The sequence below is a fragment of the Vibrio sp. OPT20 genome (assembly GCF_963889365.1).
GTDB classification, from domain to species: Bacteria; Pseudomonadota; Gammaproteobacteria; order Enterobacterales; family Vibrionaceae; genus Vibrio; species Vibrio splendidus.
This window is the reverse complement of record NZ_CAWPOA010000041.1, coordinates 47,790-68,233: the sequence shown is the minus strand read 5'-3', so window position 1 is coordinate 68,233 and position 20,444 is coordinate 47,790. Positions and strand designations below refer to the sequence as shown.

Sequence of the window (20,444 nt, the reverse complement as noted above, 5' to 3'; positions counted from 1 at the left end):
GCGCGAATTATATGCCATTCGACAGTAAAAACCGAAGCTGATTTATTAAACAAACAGAAAGCAAAAAGCCCACTCACTAATCAATAGTAAATGGGCTTTGCATAATAATGTCTGTTTACTGGCCTTCAACCTTTCGCTAAAGGCTAGCTCACTAACTCATTGTTCGGATTACTTTTGGCTATTCAGAGCACGGATACGGCTTGATAGCGAGTAAAGACGGATGAAGCCTTCAGCGTGGCTTTGGTCGTAAACTTCATCTTCACCAAAGGTTGCAAACTCTTCTGAGTACAGGCTGTTGTCAGAACGCTTCTGAGTCACGGTTGCATGGCCTTTGTAAAGTTTGATAACCACTTCACCATTCACGTCTTGTGCTAGCTCATCTGTTGCTGCAAGAATTGACTTACATAGCGGAGTGAACCAACGGCCATCGTATACAAGGTGAGAAGCTTTAACACCCAGCTCTTCACGGAATTCGAATGCCGCTTTATCAAGAACCAATTGCTCTACTGCACGTAGTGCTTCCATCATGATTGTGCCACCTGGAGTTTCGTAACAACCACGAGACTTCATACCAACAAGACGGTTCTCTACGATATCGATACGACCAACACCGTGTTTAGCACCCTTCTCGTTTAGGTAAACCAGCGCGTTGTATGGCGTCATTGTTTCGCCATCAACCGCTACCACTTCACCTTTTTCAACTTTAAGCGTCACTGTTTCAGATTCGTTTGGCGCTTGCTCTGGGTCTACAGTCCAAGCCCAGCAATCTTCATCAGGGGCGTTCCATGTGTTTTCTAGAACACCACCTTCTGTAGAGATATGCCATGCGTTTGCATCACGCGAGTAAATCTTGGTAAGAGAAGCCGTACAAGGGATGTTACGCTCTGCGAGGTAATCTAGACACTCTTCACGGCTCACTAGATCCCATTCACGCCAAGGTGCAATTACGTGTAGGTCTGGTGCTAGTGCAGCAAATGCACCTTCAAAACGAACTTGGTCATTACCCTTACCTGTACAACCGTGACATAGAGCGTCTGCACCTACTTTACGTGCAACTTCAACCTGAGCTTTCGCAATGATTGGACGAGCCATTGAAGTACCTAACAAGTATTTACCTTCGTAGTAAGCACCTGTTTTAAGCGTTGGGTAGATGTAATCTGCCACCATCTCTTCTTTAAGGTCAGCGATGTAACACTCAGACGCACCAGAAGCTTTTGCTTTCTCTTCGATTCCAATCAGCTCTTCATCGCCTTGGCCTACATCAGCAACAAATGCGATAACTTCGCAGTCATAGTTCTCTTTCAACCATGGGATGATTACTGATGTGTCTAGACCGCCAGAGTAGGCTACTACAACTTTCTTTACGTTAACTTTGCTCATTTTCTTTCTCCTAGTTTCCATACTGCACATGGCGGTCAGCGTTGGAAATCACTTTAATAATTATATGTTTAATCTGTTTATCTAAATTCTTTAGTAGTCACTCGTAGTGAGGTCTACTGAGGTAAAAACTGTGTTCCTATGCTCTTACCTGCAAAAAGTTGTGTCAGCTTGTCTGGGTATCGCCAGGTTGCAACTTCAATTGGTCGTCCTAGGTCATTAGCCGCTTCTAGTGCAGCTTGTACTTTCACGATCATGCCATCGGTAATCACTTTACCTTTAATAAGGTCATCGGCTTGTTGCTGATTAAGGCTTGGAATCAGGTGGCCTTTACCATCCAATACACCACTGACATCAGAAAGCAGTACCAGTTCAGCATCAAGCGCGCCAGCTACAGCTACAGCAGCTTGGTCTGCATTGACGTTCATCAGTTGGCCTTGCTCAGTCAAACCAATCGAGCTAATGATTGGCAGTGCGCCAGCATTAAGAATGGCTTGCAGGACGGTTGAGTCGCCCGGCTCCGCTTTACCTACTGCACCCAATTCAGGGCTCAGCTCGCTGACTTTACATAGACCACCGTCTGCTAGGCTCAAACCAACGGCATTGATGCCGTCTTTAATCGCCTGACCTTGAAGCAATTTGTTGGCCGTGCCCGCTAGCGCACCAGCGATCAAAGGAATCTGATCATAAGGAGTAACACGTAGCCCTTCTTTCTTAACCGTTTCAAGGTTCAACTTATTCATCAAATCATCAACAAGGTAACCACCGCCGTGAACAATCACGATTGGTCGTTGTGCCTGTTGTTGGTAAGCAGAGATAGCACCAAATAACTTGCTAAGTGTTTCACCACAAGATAGCGCAGCGCCACCTAACTTTATGATTAATGGTTGATTATTAAGGCTCATATCTAGATTTCCTTACACTAACGCAGTTAATGGTGCAAAACCATAACGTAAATTCAAACACTGCATCGCTTGACTAGATGCACCCTTTAATAAGTTATCAATCGCTGAAACAACGATGATGTGCTGACCTTGTACCTTCCAGCCTAAATCGCAGAAAGGTGTTTGCTCTACATCTTGAATTCTTGGCAATGTCTCTTCGAGTAATCTCACGGCTGGTTTACCTTGATAAGCTTGCTCGAAGGCCTCTTGTATCTGTTGTTCTGTCACACCGTCAGCCAGTTTCATGGTAATGGTCGCTAAAATGCCACGCTTAAAGTTGCCTAGGTGCGGGGTGAAAATGACATCACATCCTAGATGTGCAGCCATTTCAGGTTGATGACGGTGGTTGAATACACCATAAGCTTGCAGGCTTACTTCGCAGAAGCTGTTGACCATACTCGCCTTGCGGCCTGCTCCAGTGACACCACTGGTCGCGTTAATCACCGGCCATTGATTCTCATCCAGTAACTTCGCTTCAACCAAAGGCTTAATCGCCAGTTGTGATGCGGTTGGGTAACAACCCGCGACTGCAACAAGCTGAGCCTCTTTGATTTCTTGCTCATTCCATTCAGCTAAACCGTAAGCAGCTTTGTCTAGCCATTGTTCGTGTTGATGTTCAAAACCGTAAAACTCTTGATAGAAGTTTTCGCCTTTAACTCTGAATGCACCCGATAGGTCGAACACTTGGCAATCGTTCTCAAGGAAGATTGGCGCTAGGTCGTGACTTACCTCGTGTGCAGTGGCTAAGAAAATCACATCAGACTGTTTAGCCACTTCTTCCGGACTTGTTAAAGGTTGCACTGGCATATCAATCAGGCCAGCTAACTTACCGTGCAGTGCAGCGATAGGTTTGCCTGCGTCTACACTATTGGCTGAGACATATAAACCTGATAGCGTGAGCTCAGGGTGTCTGTTTATCATTAGAGCCAGTTCTGCTCCTGTGTAGCCGCTTGCGCCAATGATCGTGGTTTTCAACATCTCAACACATCCATTCTTGAGGTAAGTTACATTTCAAATTTGACTATTCATACTTAATTTTTAGCTTTATTTGATTTCTTATGCATTAAATATGATTTAATATGTGTTTTACCGACTTATGGTTTTCCTGTCAATAGTAGAAGTGAAGTTATTATGCAATTACCGAGTTTTCTTGAGGTCTATAAAGGCCTAATTTCCACCGACTCCATTAGCTCCACCGATCCAAGCTGGGATCATGGCAACGAGAAAGTGATCGAAAAAATGGCTCAATGGTTTAAAGACGTAGGCTTTAGTGTTGAGGTGGTAGAGGTCGAACCCGGCAAGCATAATATGGTCGCAAAGATGGGTTCTGGCGAAGGGGGCTTATTGCTTGCAGGACACAGCGATACGGTGCCATTCGATGAAGGACGTTGGAATTTCGATCCTCACGCACTAACAGAACACAACAACCGCTTCTACGGATTAGGCACCGCCGATATGAAAGGCTTTTTCGCTTTCGTTTATGAAGCCGCGAAGAAGATGGATTGGAGCAAACAGACCAAGCCGCTCTATGTATTAGCAACCTGTGACGAAGAAACCACTATGTTGGGTGCACGTCATTTCACTGAAAATGCGCCGTTTAAACCGGATTACTGCATCATTGGTGAGCCAACCAGCCTAGTGCCGATTCGTGGTCATAAAGGCCATGTCGCTAATGCTGTTCGAGTCACGGGTAAGTCAGGCCACTCTTCAGATCCAGCTTTAGGCGTCAACGCCATCGAGATCATGCATGAAGTGCTGTTTGCTTTAATGCAGCTGCGTGACAAGCTAGTCAAGGAGTACCATCACCCGGGTTTTGCAATTCCAAGCCCGACGCTAAACCTTGGTCATATTCACGGTGGCGACAGCGCTAACCGTATCTGTGGCTGCTGTGAACTACACTATGACGTTCGTCCTTTGCCCGGTATCAGCTTAGATGGCTTGGATAACATGCTGCGCAGCGCGCTTAAAGAAGTAGAAGCAAAATGGCCGGGCAGAATTGAGATTACTCCACTGCACGAACCTATTCCGGGTTACGAGTGTCAACACGATCACCCATTTATCGGTGGCATGGAATCGGTGTGTGAAACTGAATCTCAAACCGTGAACTACTGTACTGAAGCACCTTTCCTTCAAGAGTTATGCCCAACTTTAGTGTTAGGTCCAGGCTCAATTGACCAAGCTCACCAACCGGATGAGTTCTTAAGCTTCGATTTTATTGACCCAACAATTGATGTTCTGAGTAAATCGATCCGTAAATATTGTTTCTAGTTATTACTTCCCTTCCAATATTTTCGTATATAAGCCATCCAAAAAGGTGGCTTTTATTCTGTTATCCCTGACACAGCCTGATCTTGTAATTAAATTTCACTTTTTCTCTAAGTTTTGAAAAATTTACTTCTCCCGCATTTTTAAACCTAATAATTGCAAACTTAGAATGCTTTATTTGACTAGATACAGCACTTTTCGCTAGATTGTGTACTTAACAAGGAACAATGGATGTAATTTTTTTACGAGGCAGGATGACAATGAACGAGAAATACGCCGCTCTCAAGAGTAACGTAAGCATGCTGGGACGCTTGCTAGGTAACACAATCCAAGATGCACATGGTGACGTTATCTTAGAGAAAGTGGAGACTATCCGTAAACTTTCCAAATCCGCCCGCGCAGGCAACAAAGCTGACCGTGACAGCCTAGTTGAAGAAATCAAAAACCTGCCGAACGAACAACTCACTCCTGTTGCTCGTGCATTTAACCAATTTCTCAACCTCACCAACATGGCAGAGCAATACCACACCATCTCTCGCCACTGTGAGGAGCATGTTTGCGAACCAGACGTGCTGCAATCTCTATTTTCTAAACTAAATCAAAATGACATCAGCAAGCTAGACGCGGCTCAAGCCGTTCGCGACCTGAACATTGAACTCGTTTTGACCGCTCACCCAACAGAAATCACTCGTCGAACCATGATCAACAAGCTGGTTAAGATCAACGAGTGTCTGTCTAAATTAGAATTAAGCGACCTATCACACAAAGAACGCGTGAAAACAGAACGTCGCCTAGAGCAGCTTATCGCTCAAGGTTGGCACTCTGATGTGATTCGTCAGCAACGCCCAACACCACTTGATGAAGCTAAGTGGGGCTTTGCGGTTGTAGAAAACTCTCTATGGGAAGCCGTGCCTGATTTCCTACGTGATATGGATGGCCGACTAAAAGGTTACCTTGGTGAAGGCCTACCAATCGATGCACGCCCAGTTCACTTCTCATCTTGGATGGGTGGCGACCGCGATGGTAACCCATTCGTAACGCACACCATCACCAAAGAAGTACTGCGCCTATCTCGCTGGAAAGCCGCTGATCTGTACCTAGGTGACGTGAACGAGCTGATTACCGAACTGTCGATGACGAAGTGTAATGATGCCGTTCGTGAATTGGCTGGCGATGAGCACGAAGCTTACCGTGCAATCCTTAAGAGCCTACGCACTCTGCTGAACAACACGCTAGAAGTGCTTGACGCAAAACTGCATGATGCTGAAGTACCGAAGAAAGAAACACTGCAGAACATCGACCAACTTTGGACACCACTTTACGCGTGTTACCAATCGCTGCACGAATGTGGCATGGGCGTAATCGCGGATGGTTCTCTGCTTGATACCCTACGTCGCCTAAAAGCATTCGGTGTGCATTTAGTTCGTCTCGATGTTCGTCAAGAAAGTACACGTCACTCAGATGTCCTATCTGAACTGACTCGCTACCTAGGCATTGGCGATTACGACCAGTGGAGCGAGCAAGACAAGATTGCTTTCTTAACCAATGAATTAAGCTCAAAACGCCCACTGCTACCGCGCGACTGGGAGCCATCTGAACAGGTCAAAGAGGTTTTAGACACCTGTAAGGTCGTTGCTGCTCAACCTCGCGAAGCCTTTGGTGCTTACGTAATTTCTATGGCTCGTACAGCATCGGATGTGCTGGCTGTTCACTTGCTGCTGCAAGAATGTGGTTGCCCGTACCGCATGGACGTATGTCCATTGTTCGAAACGCTGGACGACTTGAACAACTCAGAAGCAGTAATGAAACAGCTAATGAGCATCGATTTGTACCGTGGCTTTATCCAGAACCACCAAATGGTGATGATCGGATACTCTGACTCAGCAAAAGATGCCGGCGTAATGTCTGCAGGTTGGGCGCAATACGACGCAATGGACAAGCTGGTTAAGGTTTGTGAAGAAGAAGGCATTGAGCTGACTTTATTCCACGGTCGTGGCGGTACAGTTGGCCGTGGTGGTGCTCCGGCGCACGCTGCTCTTCTTTCTCAGCCACCGAAGAGCTTGAAAGGCGGCTTACGTGTAACTGAGCAAGGCGAAATGATCCGCTTTAAGCTTGGCTTACCAGATGTTGCTGTAAACAGCTTCAACCTTTACGCAAGTGCGATTCTAGAAGCGAACCTTCTGCCGCCACCAGAGCCAAAACAAGAGTGGCGCGACCTAATGGAAGTGCTTTCTCAAGTTTCTTGTGAGGCTTACCGCAACGTGGTTCGTGGCGAAGAGAAATTTGTACCTTACTTCCGTCAAGCGACACCAGAGCTAGAGCTCGGCAAACTGCCACTCGGTTCTCGCCCAGCAAAACGTAACCCGAACGGTGGCGTAGAAAGCCTACGTGCGATTCCATGGATCTTCTCTTGGAGCCAAAACCGTTTGGTACTTCCAGCTTGGTTAGGTGCAGGTGAAGCAATCCAATACTCAGTCGATCAAGGCCATCAAGCGCTACTTGAAGAGATGTGCCGTGAATGGCCATTCTTCTCTACTCGTCTAGGAATGTTGGAAATGGTGTACTCGAAGTGCAACATGGAGATTGCGAAGTACTACGACCAACGCCTTGTTGATAAAGAACTACTGCCGTTAGGTGAGTTACTGCGTGAACAGCTGCAAAAAGACATCAAAGCGGTACTAAATGTAGAGAACAACGAAAACCTGATGCAGAGTGACCCTTGGGGACTTGAATCGATTCGCCTTCGCAACATCTACGTTGAGCCACTAAACATGCTTCAAGCGGAACTGCTTTACCGTACTCGTAAGTGTGAAACACCACCAGCAGAGCTAGAAGAAGCACTAATGGTGACGATTGCAGGTATTGCAGCAGGTATGCGAAATACTGGTTAATTAGTGATTCCTACTATAACCTGAACAGCATTTACATCTACAAAAAGAACAAAAGGTCGCCATGTGCGGCCTTTTTATTTTGCCAGATAACCACTAGTAAGTATTTTGTCAGTTTTTTGGGTTATTTTGTCCATGTATTCTACTTTATGCTTATTATTTAGATATACTACTGCTCCGCTGCGGAAACACTCCAAAAAAATAATCTGCAGCAACTTGACCTATAAACTGGTCAACCTAGGTGATAAACGGCTTTGTAAGGTGACATAACCAACCGCCGAGTTGGTGCTACTTAGACATAACCAATATAACGTGCCATTAGAAGCACACTTGTTGTCTAAGTATTTGTTTACTGTTTACCATTTGGATTTCAGACATGTCATTACCACACGTAATTCTAACCGTTTTAAGTACACGCGATGCTACTGGTTACGATATCACAAAAGAATTCTCTTCAAGCATTGGTTACTTCTGGAAAGCTAGCCACCAACAAGTTTACCGCGAGCTAAATAAAATGGCTCAGAACGACCAGGTAACTTGCGTGCTTGAGCCTCAAGAAGGCAAACCTGATCGTAAAGTTTACTCTATCACTGACGCAGGCCGTGGCGCGCTAGGTGAATGGTTTGAACAACCAACTGCACACCCAACCGTTCGTGACGAGTTCTCAGCTAAGCTAATGGCTTGTGCTGTACAACCTGCTGACGCTTACCGTGTACAACTTGCTGAGCTAGTTGAAGAGTCTCGCAAACTGGTTTCTCACTACAAAGAAATCGAAGCAGCTTACTACGCAACGCCATCTACACTAGACAAGCAAGCACGCCTAGAGCGTTTAACGCTTCGTCGTAACCTACTTATCCGTGAAGCATGGATTGTTTGGGCGGACGAAGTACTGCTTGAACTTGGTGCTCTTGCTTAAGTTAAGTTAGACGCTAGAAAAGCAAAAGGCTTGAACTCTTAGAGTCCAAGCCTTTTTTGTATCTATCGGATTTGAGATTTACAGCAAATAGCGCTTTAACAAGGCTGAAGCTTAATTACAGCGCAGCAACTTGTGGGCGAACACCTAGAGTATGGCAAAGTGCGTAGGTCATTTCTGCACGGTTTAGCGTGTAGAAGTGGAAGTCTTTCACACCTTCACGGCTCAGCGTACGAACCATATCGATCGCTTGGCTCGCACCGACTAACTGGCGAGTCGTTGGATCATCATCCAAGCCTTCGAATTGCTTCGCCATCCAGCCCGGTACTTTTACGTTATTCATCGCAGCAAAGCGAGACGCTTGCTTGAAGTTAGAAACAGGTAAGATGCCTGGAACAATCTCAACATCCACACCAGCCGCTACACAACGGTCACGAAAGCGTAGGTAGCTTTCTACATCGAAGAAGAACTGAGTGATGGCACGGTTAGCACCCGCATCTACTTTACGCTTTAGGTTAATAAGATCAGATTGAGCGCTTTTTGCTTCAGGGTGAACCTCAGGGAATGCCGCTACTGAGATATCAAAATCGTGGCGAGATTTAAGTAGCTCGACTAGATCAGATGCGTACATCTCTGGCGCACCGCCGCCTGCTGGGATGTCACCACGCAACGCAACAATGCTTTCAATACCATTTGCCCAGTAGTCGTCGGCAATTTGAATCAACTCTTCGCGGCTCGCATCAATACATGTGAGATGTGGTGCTGCCACTAGACCCGTTTGGTTCTTAATTTCTTTAATGATTGAGTGGGTACGGTCACGTTCACCCGAGTTTGCACCGTAAGTTACCGATACAAATTTTGGTTGAAGTGTTTTAAGACGGTGAACAGAGTTCCACAAGGTCTCTTCCATCTTCTCACTGCTTGGTGGAAAAAACTCAAATGACACATTGATGTTGTCAGAAAGCTCAGCGATATTCTGATTTAAAGCGTCGATATGACTAGCGTGTGTGTATCCCATCTTACTCTCCCTGTGGCAAAAGCAACCACTAAAACTCAAATCCTTAAACGACGTTTAGACGTCTATATGTCTGTAGAATGTATTGAATACGATTTAATGTCAACAGATCCATTATGAATTTTTCTCAAGTAGATCGTGAGTAAAACTCAAGTCGTTAGATGGGTCGCAAAGCAGAAATAATGTAGAAAAAAGGCTGACAAACACATCGTGCTTTCAGCCTTATTTATCTTAGTGAATAGTATGCTATTTAGACACTAAACCAACCGATCTGAAAATCAAAACAGGCTAGACATTCTGTTTAGGTCAGATTGAATTGCACCAGCTGTTACTTCACGCCCTGCACCTGGGCCACGGATCACCAATGGATTATCTTTGTACCATTTGCTCTCAATCGCAAAGATATTATCACAGGGCAGTAAGTTCGCCAGAGCGTGCTCTTTAGACAGTGCTTCAACGCCTACGGTTGCCTTACCGTTCTTCTCCAAACGCGCTACGTAACGTAGAACTTTCTGTTGAGAGTGCGCTTTTTCCAAACGCTCAGCCAACTCTTCGCTTAGAACAGAAGCTTTATCGAAGAAGTCATCCACCGATAGCTCTTGCAGCTCTGCAGGTACGAGCGATTCGACTTTTACGTTTTCAGGTTCGATATCCAAACCCGATTCACGCGCCAGAATCACCAGCTTACGCATGACATCTGAGCCATCAAGGTCAGCACGCGGGTCCGGTTCCGTCAGGCCTTGTTGCCACGCTAAATCAACCAGCTCGCTGAATGGCACCGTGCCATCAAACTGTTGAAACAACCAAGATAAAGTGCCAGAGAAAATACCAGACAGCGCAATGATATCGTCACCGCTCTCACGCAGGTCTCGCACAGTGTGGTTGATAGGTAAACCAGCACCTACTGTCGCGTTGTACAGCCAGTGACGGCTGATCTTAGCAAAAGCATCTTGTACCTGATGGTAATACTCGCTCGATGCAGATCCTGCCACCTTGTTAGCCGAGATCAGGTGGATACCTTGTTGTGCAATTTGCAGGTACTTTGCAGCAAGCACTGGGCTTGCGGTGACATCGAGTACTACTGCTTCATCGTAACCCTGAATAGAACCTAAACGCTCTAGCCAGTCGTTACCATTGTTGGCAATCGCTTCATCATCAAAACGTTTACCAACTGAAGTCGCATCAATGCCTTGATCGTCGAACCAATAGGTTTGGCTATCAACCACCGCAACCAATTCAAAGTTCATTCCACGACGCTTTTCAAGTTCCGCTTTTTGCTCAGCAAACAGGCTTAACCAGCTTGAACCAATGTTGCCCTTACCACACAAAGCAATCGCAACACGCTTCTGCGCTTGGAACAGTTGAGAGTGAATACCTTTCACTAGGCTTGATGTTTCACTCTTACGAATCACGGCTACCAAGCTTAAGCCTGAGTTCGCTTCTGAGATGAACTCCACTGGCGAGCTCTTGAGCTGCTGGTAGAAACCGTAGCAATGGTTCGGGTTCTTAGTCACACCCGCCCCCACAGCAGCAATCAGAGAAAAACCTTCTTTCAGTTTAATCTCAGCTTCAATCGCGTGGTCTTGTAGATATTCTAATGCACCACCAGCGATCTCTTCCGTGTAAGCAAGGCGCAAGCAGTGTTGATCGGGTTCTAATTCATAAGCAAGCGGCTCTAATTGAGCACGCTTAAGCCCTTCAAGGACTTCACTCTCCAGACGGTCGAAATCATGGCCGTGACCAAAAGTCAGTTGCACGATAAGCACTTCATCCAAAGAAGTAATGATTTTTGCACCACGCCCCGATGCCAGTACTCGCTCTATCTGTGTAGAGCCCGCCTCCGGCTGGTAGCTGCAGCGCAAGCTTAAGTCCATAGCACTTTGAGCGACAGGCTGTAGCGTTCGGCTGTGTAGCACTGGAGCCGCAAGACGAGCGAGTTCACTCGCTTCATCAAGGCGAAGCAGAGGCAATAAGCACGCATCCGAAACCAAACGAGGGTCTGCGCTGTATACGCCCGCCACATCACTCCAGATTGTCACGCGTTCAACTTCAGCCAGAGCACCAATCACGGTTGCTGAGTAATCCGAACCGTTACGACCAAGCAGCACCGTTTCGCCTTCGCAGTTCTGAGCCATAAAGCCAGTAATTACCACGCGGCAATGTGCATGCTGCGCCAAGGCTTCTTTAATCAGAGGATAAGAGCGTGCGCGGTCAACTTCAGGTTGAGCACCCGCTTCTGCACGTAAAAAGGCACGCGCATCTTGAGCAACTGCTTGTAAGTCATGCTGGCACAACAACGTCGCCAACAAACGTGAAGACCAAACCTCACCATGACCCAGTACTTGTGCTTTTTGTGCTTCACTCAAGGGAGCTGTAAGCTCACCCAAAGCGGTAAATTCTTGTTGAATGGTTGCCGTTAGTTGCGAGGCAGCTTCACCTTCAAGCAGAGCCTCAATCAGTTCAAGTTGAAACTGACGAAGGGTTTGCAGGCATTCATGAGCAATACGACCATCTTTGTCGAGCGCTTCGACAAACTCAATTAAGCGGTTGGTTGTTTTGCCTGCGGCCGATACCACCACCAAATCCGTCGCTGATGAATATTCTCTAAGAATGTTGACCACGCGTTGGTAACACTCAGGGTTCGCTAAACTGCTGCCACCAAATTTATGTAGCTGGCGAAAGGTTGCCATTATTAAACCTCCCCTTCAGCAATAAAGCGTTGTGTTTTTTCAAACGCTTGCTTGAGATCGTCGATTAGGTCTTCCGCATCTTCAAGGCCAACAGAAAGGCGCAGTAATTGTTGAGAAACACCCGCTTCTGCCAATGCTTCTTCGCCCATCGCACGGTGAGTCATCGACGCAGGGTGACAAATCAGGCTTTCAACCCCACCCAGTGATTCAGCCAAAGAAAATAGCTCTAACTTATCTACAAAATATTTAAGTGCTTCAAAAGAGCCCGCAAACTCAAAGCTCAACATGGAACCAAAGCCCAACTGCTGTTTCTTCGCGATCTCGTGACCCGGGTGTTCAGGAAGGCTTGGGTGGTAAATAGTGCCCACCAGATCTTGTTGTTGCAGCGCCGTCAGAATTTCACGTGAACTCTCTTCGTGAACACGCATACGCGCACCTAGCGTACGAATACCACGTAGAGTCATGTAACTATCAAATGGTGTGCCGGTCGCACCAATACAGTTGCCCCACCATGCAAGCTCTTCAGCGTGCTCTTCAGTTTTCGTCACGACAACGCCACCAATAACATCTGAGTGTCCGTTGATGTATTTGGTGGTTGAGTGGATAACAAAATCAGCACCCAGCTCTAAAGGCTTTTGGAACACAGGCGTCAAAAATGTGTTATCGACAGCAACCAGAGCACCAACCTCTTTCGCTTTACGGCAAGTCTCTGCAATATCAACCACACGAACTAACGGGTTCGATGGCGTTTCTATTAAGATCAACTTTGGCTTGAGCGCGATCGCCGCATCCAACGCTGCTTGATCCGATTGATCAACGAACAAGACTTTGAAGTCACCTTTTAACGAGCGGGTATTAAACAGGCGGTAAGTACCACCGTAGCAGTCGTGTGGTGCGATAATAAGATCATCACCGCCTAAGAAAGCGGATACCCACAAGTTAAGTGCCGAAGTGCCACAGTTAGTCACCACAGCACCTTTGCCAGACTCAAGCTCAAACAATGCCGTTTCTAATAAACCACGGTTTGGGTTACCAGAACGGGTGTAATCGTACTTTGGCACTTCACCAAAAGCGGGAAACCCATAGTTAGTCGAAAGATAAATAGGTGGGACAACGGCATGGTGTTGCGTGTCTGACTCGATACCAGTACGTACTGCGATTGTTGCTGGCTTCCGGCTGCTCATAGGTGCTTCCTTACAAGTTTTGCTTCTGAGAATCACAGCGGCTTGTCGGCATTCTGCGGCTGTGTTAGATATATGTTATTCACTTTACTTTCATAAATGTGAGACGTCAACACTTCTGGACGTCTATATGTCTTTGCTTATGGCAGTAAATCCCGCTAAAATCACCACTATTAATTTATTCTAACAACTAAAGTGATGAAGGTACGCAATGGCCGACTGGAATGGTGAATACATAAGCCCATATGCTGAGCATGGAAAGAAAAGCGAACAAGTAAAAAAAATTACAGTTTCTATCCCTCTAAAAGTGTTAAAGGTTCTTACTGACGAGCGCACTCGCCGCCAGATTAATAACCTACGCCATGCAACAAACAGTGAGCTACTGTGCGAAGCCTTTCTACATGCGTACACAGGCCAACCACTGCCAACGGATGAAGATCTCCGTAAAGACCGTCCAGACGACATCCCGACTGAAGTGAAAAAGCTGATGACAGAGATGGGTATCGAATTCGAAGCGTTTGACGAAGAATAAAAACAACTCAGTCACTGCCTTCAATATTGATTCGCTATAGCTGAACCTTATTTGTCACATCACCCACTACGTTATCGGTAGCTGCTCTGTGAATGATAGACATAAAAAAACCGACTCCTATGAGTCGGTTTTTTATTATTCTTTTTCGCTCAATAGAGCAACAGCTATTACGCTATTAAGGCATTAAGGCATTAAGGCATTAAGGCATTAAGGCATTAAGCCATATAGTTAGCAGGCATCTCAATACGAGCTACGCCAGATTCAACGGCCGCTACTGCAACCGCTTTTGCTACGCGAGGAAGTAGACGTGGGTCCATTGGCTTAGGAATGATGTAGCCTTTACCAAACTCCAGTGCAGTCTCACCTGCAGCAGCGAGTACTTCAGCCGGAACTTCTTCTTTCGCTAGTTCACGAATCGCTTTAACCGCAGCCAGCTTCATCTCATCATTGATTTCGCTCGCACGCACATCAAGCGCACCACGGAAAATGAATGGGAAACAAAGTACGTTGTTTACTTGGTTCGGGTAATCGCTACGGCCTGTACCCATGATAAGGTCAGAACGAACTTCATGAGCAAGCTCTGGCTTGATCTCTGGATCTGGGTTTGAACATGCAAACACAACAGGCTTATCAGCCATCAGCGTGAGTGCTTTAGCTGGTAGCAGGTTAGGACCCGATACGCCCAAGAACAGGTCAGCGCCTTCAATAACATCTTCAAGCGTGCGCTTGTCCGTGTTATTTGCGAATAGCGCTTTGTATTCATTCAAGTCTTCACGACGAGTGTGGATTACACCTTTACGGTCAAGCATGTAGATCTTCTCACGCTGAGCGCCACACTTAATCAGCAGTTCCATACAAGCAACCGCTGCTGCGCCAGCACCTAAACAAACGATCTTACACTCTTCAAGCTTCTTACCTTGAAGCTCAATCGCGTTCAGCATACCTGCAGCCGTTACAATCGCTGTACCGTGTTGGTCATCGTGGAAAACAGGGACATCACAACGCTCAATCAGGCGACGCTCAATCTCAAAACAGTCAGGTGCTTTGATGTCTTCTAGGTTAATACCACCGAATGTATCTGCGATATTCGCAACCGTATCAATGAACTCATCGATTGTGCGGTGTTTTACTTCAATATCGATAGAATCTAAACCAGCAAAACGCTTAAACAGTAGCGCTTTACCTTCCATAACAGGTTTAGAAGCAATAGGGCCAAGGTTACCTAGGCCAAGAATCGCTGTACCGTTAGAGATAACTGCAACCATGTTGCCTTTACCTGTGTACTTATAAACGTTATCAACGTTCTGTGCGATCTCGCGAACAGGCTCAGCCACGCCTGGGCTGTATGCAAGTGCTAGGTCTTCTGCAGAGTTTGCAGGCTTCGTCAGTTCTACGGCAATTTTGCCTGGAATTGGGAACTCATGGTAATCAAGAGCTTGCTGACGGAATTGTTCTTGAGGCGATAACGCTTGAGAGGATTGATCTTGGCGGCTGTCTTCAGACATAGGTGTAGGTTCCTAGGATATTATTATTTGGGGGATCTTGTTCATGTTAATAGATGTACTTCAAAGTTCCTAGGTGGTTAAAGCCTCTGTCTCATTAAAAAACGAGATTTCACTACTAATAAGACCAGTGAGCAGTTGAAATTACTATCGCTTGTTGAACTTTCGAGCGGATTTCAAGAATGAAGTGTTGGGTGTAAGTTATGAAACAAAACTCAAGCGGGTTGCCTGTCGTTTCGAGAAGTTGATGGCTGAATAAGATTCAGCGTTTTCTTAAATTTCAGGCAACAAAAAAGGACACCGAAGTGTCCTTTTTATGTCTAAATAGCGAGAATTACTTCTTGCTAGAAAGAGCACCGAAACGCTTGTTGAAGCGATCAACACGGCCGCCAGTATCTACGATACGTTGCTTACCAGTGTAGAATGGGTGACATTTGTCACATACGTCTAGGTGGATAGATTCTTTTGCAAGCGTTGAGTTGAACTCAAATGTGTTGCCGCAAGAACAAGTTGCAGAAACTGCTTTGTATTCTGGGTGGATACCAGTTTTCATGGGATAACCTCAAGTAGGCCGTGTCGCTATACGATTCTAAGCCGCACACCACACGTAGTTAAAAAATAAAATAAAGACACCGCTGCATCACTAAACTGCGATAAAGCCATACCTTTAAGGCGCAGTATAGTAATGAATCTATAAGGCAGGATCAACTGATTTGATACATTTTTCACCAATAGCCTCTTTTATTTCCTTTGTCGGCCTGAGATTTCGGGCTATCGTTATCTTCCCGCGTTAACTCGATACTCTCATCCAAACTGCTCCTCGAATTTAACGCCCTTATCCATTAGACTGTTCGCTCTCGTCAACTCAGATAAAGCTGTCCCTTTATGCGTCCAATGATTGCCCGCGTGGCACTGCCTGTTCCACTAGACAAGCAGTTCGATTACAAGATTCCTAACCACCTATTCCCGATTATTGGTGGACGAGTCTCTGTGCCTTTTGGACGACAAACCTTAACAGGTATTGTTACAGCTCTGGTTAACGAATCTGAATTCGAGCTAGACAAGCTCAAGCCCATTAAAGCCTTATTAGACAACCAACCCGTTTGGCCGGAATCGGTCTACTCACTCTTGGTATGGTGTAGCCAGTTCTATCAGTATCCACTGGGTGAAACCTTGGCTAATGCTCTACCAAGCGCTTTACGAAAAGGCAAAGCTGCCGACTTCGCAACGCTTGTCGAGTGGCAATTGACCCCATCAGGCAGAGATCAACTGATGCAAGGCTTTGGTCGTGCGGTTAAGCAAGCCAAAGTGATGCATATGCTTGAGCACGGCCCTGTTCCTCATCAAGAATTCATTGATGAAGAAGTCGGGAGCGCGGTGCTTAAGACTTTGGAAGAGAAAGGTTGGATAGAGTCGGTAGAGAAAAAGCCAAAGCGCCAACCGTGGCCAGTTGAACTTGAAAACGAACAAGACAAGCCGAAGCTCAATGCTGAACAAGCGATCGCGATTGCGACAGTAAATAGCCAAACCGATTTTAGTTGCTTCTTGCTCGAGGGGGTTACCGGCTCAGGTAAGACCGAAGTCTACCTGAATATGATCAAGCCGATTCTCGAGCAAGGTAAACAAGCGTTAGTCTTGGTACCGGAAATAGGCCTCACTCCACAAACGATTAATCGCTTTAAGCGTCGTTTTAATGTGCCTGTTGAGGTGATTCACTCTGGATTAAACGATTCTGAACGACTGAATGCTTGGTTATCAGCGCGAGACAAAATAGCGGGCATTGTGATTGGTACGCGCTCGGCTCTGTTCACTCCCTTCGCTGATCTGGGAATTATCATTGTCGATGAAGAGCACGACTCCTCTTATAAGCAGCAAGATAGCCTACGCTACCACGCTCGTGATGTAGCCATCATGCGTGCTCATAAAGCACAGATTCCGGTTGTGTTAGGCTCGGCGACTCCGGCCTTTGAGACGCTGCACAACGCACAGATCGGTAAATACAGTTACCTCACTCTGACCTCACGCGCGGGTGTCGCACTGCCGACCACCAATAAGGTGTTGGATGTTAAAGGTGAATATCTAGAAAGTGGCTTGTCTGCGTCGTTGATTGCTGAAATGCAAAGACACCTCAAAGCAGGCAACCAAGTGATGTTGTTTCTCAACCGTCGTGGGTTCTCTCCCGCATTAATGTGTCACGATTGTGGTTGGACAGCCGAATGTAAGCGTTGTGATGCCTACTACACCTATCACCAGTACAGTAATGAAATGCGCTGCCACCATTGTGGTTCGCAACAGCATATCGTGCACAATTGCCAAGGCTGTGGTTCAGCTAACTTGGTGACGGTGGGTGTAGGTACCGAACAGTTAGAGGCTCAACTTGGTCAGCTCTTCCCTGAATACAAAACCATTCGTATTGACCGAGACAGCACCCGCCGCAAAGGCAGCTTAGAAAGCGCGCTAGAGTCGATTCGTAAAGGTGAATACCAAATTCTTATCGGTACACAGATGCTTGCTAAAGGTCACCACTTTCCTGACGTGACACTTGTGGCGTTATTGGATGTGGACGCGTCTTTATATAGTAGTGACTTCCGCGCCTCTGAACGGTTGGCGCAACTGTTTACTCAAGTCGCCGGTCGAGCAGGCCGTGCCAGTAAGCCGGGTGAGGTTATCTTACAAACTCACCATCCAGAACATGGCTTGTTACAAGCGTTGCTGCACAAAGACTATAACCACTTTGCCCAAACCGCATTGGCCGAGCGTAAACAAGCGATGCTGCCACCTTATACCTTTATGACTCTGTTTAGAGCGGAAGCCAATGACACACGTTTGGTGGAAGAGTTCTTGCGTCAGGTTCGTCATACATTAGAATCGCATCCGTTGTTTGACCAATATTGCATGGTTCTAGGCCCCACCCCAGCGCCACTGGCCAAGCGAGCGGGTAAATCACGCTGGCAGTTGATTCTACAAACTCAGACTCGTTCGTTAATGCAGAAGTTATTAATGAGTGCCAAGCCGGCAATTAATATGTTACCTGCTGCGAAAAAAGTCCGTTGGTCACTCGATATTGAGCCGCAAGATTTGAGCTAAACCTACTTGGGTTAAAACTAATGATAAGTTTGTTCACAAATATTTCATATTTCTCGTGAGCAACCTCACACTAGTCATGTGATTTTTGTTAATCTAGCCGTAACTTTACACGGATGAAACGAATAAAATATTGCAATAAAAAAAGTGTTAGCAACACTTTCATAATATCTATCCGATTGTATTAATTATTCACGCCTTAAATACTTAGGCGACAAAGGAACTTAAAAGAGGGTTTAATTTATGGCGACAATGAAGGATGTTGCCCAGCTAGCAGGCGTCTCAACGGCAACGGTATCACGTGCATTGATGAACCCTGAAAAAGTCTCGGTTTCGACTCGTAAACGAGTTGAGACAGCAGTACTTGAAGCTGGATACTCACCCAATACATTAGCTAGAAATTTACGTCGCAACGAATCAAAAACCATCATCACTATCGTTCCTGATATCTGTGACCCTTACTTCGCCGAAATCATTCGTGGTATCGAAGATGCCGCTGTAGAGAATGACTACCTCGTTCTACTGGGTGACAGTGGTCAACAAAAGAAGCGTGAGTCTTCATTTGTTAACTTGGTCTTCACAAAGCAAGCAGACGGTATGCTACTGCTTGGCACTGATCATCCGTTTGATGTCAGCAAGCCTGAGCAAAAGAATTTACCGCCAATGGTTATGGCGTGTGAATTCGCACCTGAGCTTGAACTGCCAACGGTTCACATCGACAACCTAACCTCTGCATTTGAAGCCGTGAATTACCTCGCTCAGTTAGGTCATAAGCGCATCGCTCAGATCTCTGGACCAACGACTGCAACCCTGTGTAAGTTCCGTCAACAAGGCTACCAACAAGCATTGCGCCGCGCTGGAGTATCAATGAACCCAGCTTACAGCACTGTGGGCGATTTCACCTTTGAAGCTGGTGCGCAAGCGGTTCGTCAATTACTCGCACTTCCTGAACAACCTACAGCGATCTTCTGTCATAACGATGCGATGGCGATTGGTGCGATTCAAGAAGCGAAGAAGCTAGGTTTACGCGTTCCTCAAGACCTATCGATTGTTGGCTTCGATGACATCCAATTCGCTCAATACTGCGATCCACCGCTAACCACTATTTCTCAGCCTCGCTATGAGATTGGACGCCAAGCGATGTTGATGATGCTTGATCTATTGAAGGGCAACGATGTGCAAGCAGGTTCGCGTCTGCTTGAAGCTAAATTAGTCGTTAGAGGCAGCACCGCACCACCTCGAATGTAACCCTCAGAAATACCCTTATAAATCTGCGGCACATTTTGATGTGCCGCTTCCATTTCTGCACTATTATCCTCGCGCAATCTGGATTACCATGAGGACAGAATCAGCAACTATTGAATTGTCTTGTGGCTAATAGAGATTATGTAAAGCGCGGTCGTGGCACGAAAAAACCGACCAAGAAACAAGCCCCTCGCCGTAAACCTTGGCGCAGTGGTCTTTTGGCGATCCTCCTTGCCGGTGGTTTTGGTTATGGACTTTACTTATTGAGTAATGATCCTGAGCCGCCAGCACCAACACCTGTGGCTACCAAACCAAAACCTAAGCCAAAACCAGCGAAAGTGATTCCACCGCCTCCAGAAGAGAAGTGGGACTACGTTGAAACGCTGCCAAGCCGCGAGATTGAAGTTAAAGCCAAAGAGCAAGAGATCTCTAAGATCCCTTACGTGATGCAGTGTGGCGCTTACAAAACGTCAGCACAGGCAGAAACGCGCAAGTTAGATATTGCGTTCCAAGGTATCTCGAGTGAAATCCGTAAAAAAGACGGCAGTAGCTGGTACCGTGTGGTTCTAGGGCCATACAAGTTGAAGCGTGACGCCGAGCGCGATCGCCATAAGCTGCAACGGGCAAAAATCGAACCTTGCGCTATTTGGAAAGACACCGATTAGATTTAGCGATAGTCGCAGTCTTAATCTTAGCAAAAGCCGAAAACCAAACTCCGAAAGCCTCCCATTGTGGAGGTTTTCTTTTATTTACTCCCTTTAGTCAGTTTTCCTTACAACTTCCGCCGATAAGTTGCGCGACATCGCTC

15 protein-coding genes are annotated in these 20,444 nt (G+C 46.4%); 7 read left to right on the top strand and 8 right to left on the bottom strand.

Annotated elements, in window-relative coordinates; all coding sequences use genetic code 11:
- Positions 1–168: 168 nt before the first annotated feature.
- The 3 genes from AACR09_RS08850 to argC form a co-directional block, all read right to left on the bottom strand.
- On the bottom strand, positions 169–1,380 hold the full coding sequence (locus AACR09_RS08850; protein ID WP_009848894.1) for an argininosuccinate synthase: 1,212 nt from the start codon (positions 1,378–1,380) through the stop codon (positions 169–171).
- 113 nt (positions 1,381–1,493) lie between these two features.
- Positions 1,494–2,282, bottom strand: a complete 789-nt coding sequence (gene argB / locus AACR09_RS08845) for an acetylglutamate kinase (RefSeq protein WP_193834800.1) — start codon at positions 2,280–2,282, stop codon at positions 1,494–1,496.
- A gap of 12 nt (positions 2,283–2,294) precedes the next feature.
- Positions 2,295–3,299: an N-acetyl-gamma-glutamyl-phosphate reductase gene (gene argC, locus AACR09_RS08840; RefSeq protein ID WP_017080192.1), complete on the bottom strand. Its 1,005-nt coding sequence runs from the start codon at positions 3,297–3,299 to the stop codon at positions 2,295–2,297.
- A gap of 153 nt (positions 3,300–3,452) precedes the next feature.
- Here argC and argE point away from each other — a divergent pair, with 153 nt between their 5' ends.
- The 3 genes from argE to AACR09_RS08825 all read left to right on the top strand — a co-directional run bounded on the left by argE (position 3,453) and on the right by AACR09_RS08825 (position 8,390).
- Positions 3,453–4,589, top strand: a complete 1,137-nt coding sequence (gene argE / locus AACR09_RS08835; protein ID WP_009848891.1) for an acetylornithine deacetylase — start codon at positions 3,453–3,455, stop codon at positions 4,587–4,589.
- Between the two features lie 251 nt (positions 4,590–4,840).
- Positions 4,841–7,477, top strand: coding sequence for a phosphoenolpyruvate carboxylase (ppc, locus tag AACR09_RS08830; protein ID WP_017077604.1), 2,637 nt, complete (start codon positions 4,841–4,843; stop codon positions 7,475–7,477).
- A gap of 373 nt (positions 7,478–7,850) precedes the next feature.
- The gene (locus tag AACR09_RS08825; RefSeq protein WP_004729682.1) at positions 7,851–8,390 is read left to right on the top strand and encodes a PadR family transcriptional regulator; all 540 of its coding nucleotides are present in this window, start codon (positions 7,851–7,853) and stop codon (positions 8,388–8,390) included.
- Between the two features lie 115 nt (positions 8,391–8,505).
- On the opposite strand, the gene metF is transcribed toward AACR09_RS08825, so the two are convergent.
- The 3 genes from metF to AACR09_RS08810 all read right to left on the bottom strand — a co-directional run bounded on the left by metF (position 8,506) and on the right by AACR09_RS08810 (position 13,276).
- The gene (metF, locus tag AACR09_RS08820) at positions 8,506–9,405 is read right to left on the bottom strand and encodes a methylenetetrahydrofolate reductase (RefSeq protein WP_004729683.1); all 900 of its coding nucleotides are present in this window, start codon (positions 9,403–9,405) and stop codon (positions 8,506–8,508) included.
- A gap of 275 nt (positions 9,406–9,680) precedes the next feature.
- On the bottom strand, positions 9,681–12,092 hold the full coding sequence (locus AACR09_RS08815) for a bifunctional aspartate kinase/homoserine dehydrogenase II (protein WP_017080191.1): 2,412 nt from the start codon (positions 12,090–12,092) through the stop codon (positions 9,681–9,683).
- Positions 12,093–12,094: 2 nt separating this feature from the next.
- Complete coding sequence (locus tag AACR09_RS08810; protein WP_029222061.1) at positions 12,095–13,276, bottom strand: O-succinylhomoserine (thiol)-lyase; 1,182 nt, start codon at positions 13,274–13,276, stop codon at positions 12,095–12,097.
- 208 nt (positions 13,277–13,484) lie between these two features.
- On the opposite strand from AACR09_RS08810, the gene metJ reads away from it, so the two are divergent.
- On the top strand, positions 13,485–13,805 hold the full coding sequence (gene metJ, locus AACR09_RS08805) for a met regulon transcriptional regulator MetJ (RefSeq protein ID WP_004729686.1): 321 nt from the start codon (positions 13,485–13,487) through the stop codon (positions 13,803–13,805).
- A 215-nt stretch (positions 13,806–14,020) separates the two neighbouring features.
- Here metJ and AACR09_RS08800 read toward each other — a convergent pair whose 3' ends face one another.
- Both AACR09_RS08800 and rpmE read right to left on the bottom strand, forming a co-directional pair.
- Positions 14,021–15,310 carry a malic enzyme-like NAD(P)-binding protein gene (locus AACR09_RS08800; RefSeq protein WP_017077602.1) on the bottom strand — a complete coding sequence of 430 codons (1,290 nt, stop codon included), beginning with the start codon at positions 15,308–15,310 and terminating at the stop codon, positions 14,021–14,023.
- Between the two features lie 331 nt (positions 15,311–15,641).
- The gene (gene rpmE / locus AACR09_RS08795) at positions 15,642–15,860 is read right to left on the bottom strand and encodes a 50S ribosomal protein L31 (protein WP_004729688.1); all 219 of its coding nucleotides are present in this window, start codon (positions 15,858–15,860) and stop codon (positions 15,642–15,644) included.
- Positions 15,861–16,192: 332 nt separating this feature from the next.
- Between rpmE and priA the strand changes: the two genes are divergently transcribed.
- From priA to ftsN, 3 genes are all read left to right on the top strand, one after another.
- The gene (gene priA, locus AACR09_RS08790; RefSeq protein ID WP_193834798.1) at positions 16,193–18,394 is read left to right on the top strand and encodes a primosomal protein N'; all 2,202 of its coding nucleotides are present in this window, start codon (positions 16,193–16,195) and stop codon (positions 18,392–18,394) included.
- Between the two features lie 240 nt (positions 18,395–18,634).
- A complete protein-coding gene (gene cytR / locus AACR09_RS08785) occupies positions 18,635–19,639 on the top strand; it encodes a DNA-binding transcriptional regulator CytR (protein WP_004729690.1) in 1,005 nt (334 codons plus the stop codon).
- A gap of 122 nt (positions 19,640–19,761) precedes the next feature.
- Positions 19,762–20,301, top strand: a complete 540-nt coding sequence (ftsN, locus tag AACR09_RS08780) for a cell division protein FtsN (protein ID WP_029222060.1) — start codon at positions 19,762–19,764, stop codon at positions 20,299–20,301.
- Positions 20,302–20,444: the final 143 nt, after the last annotated feature.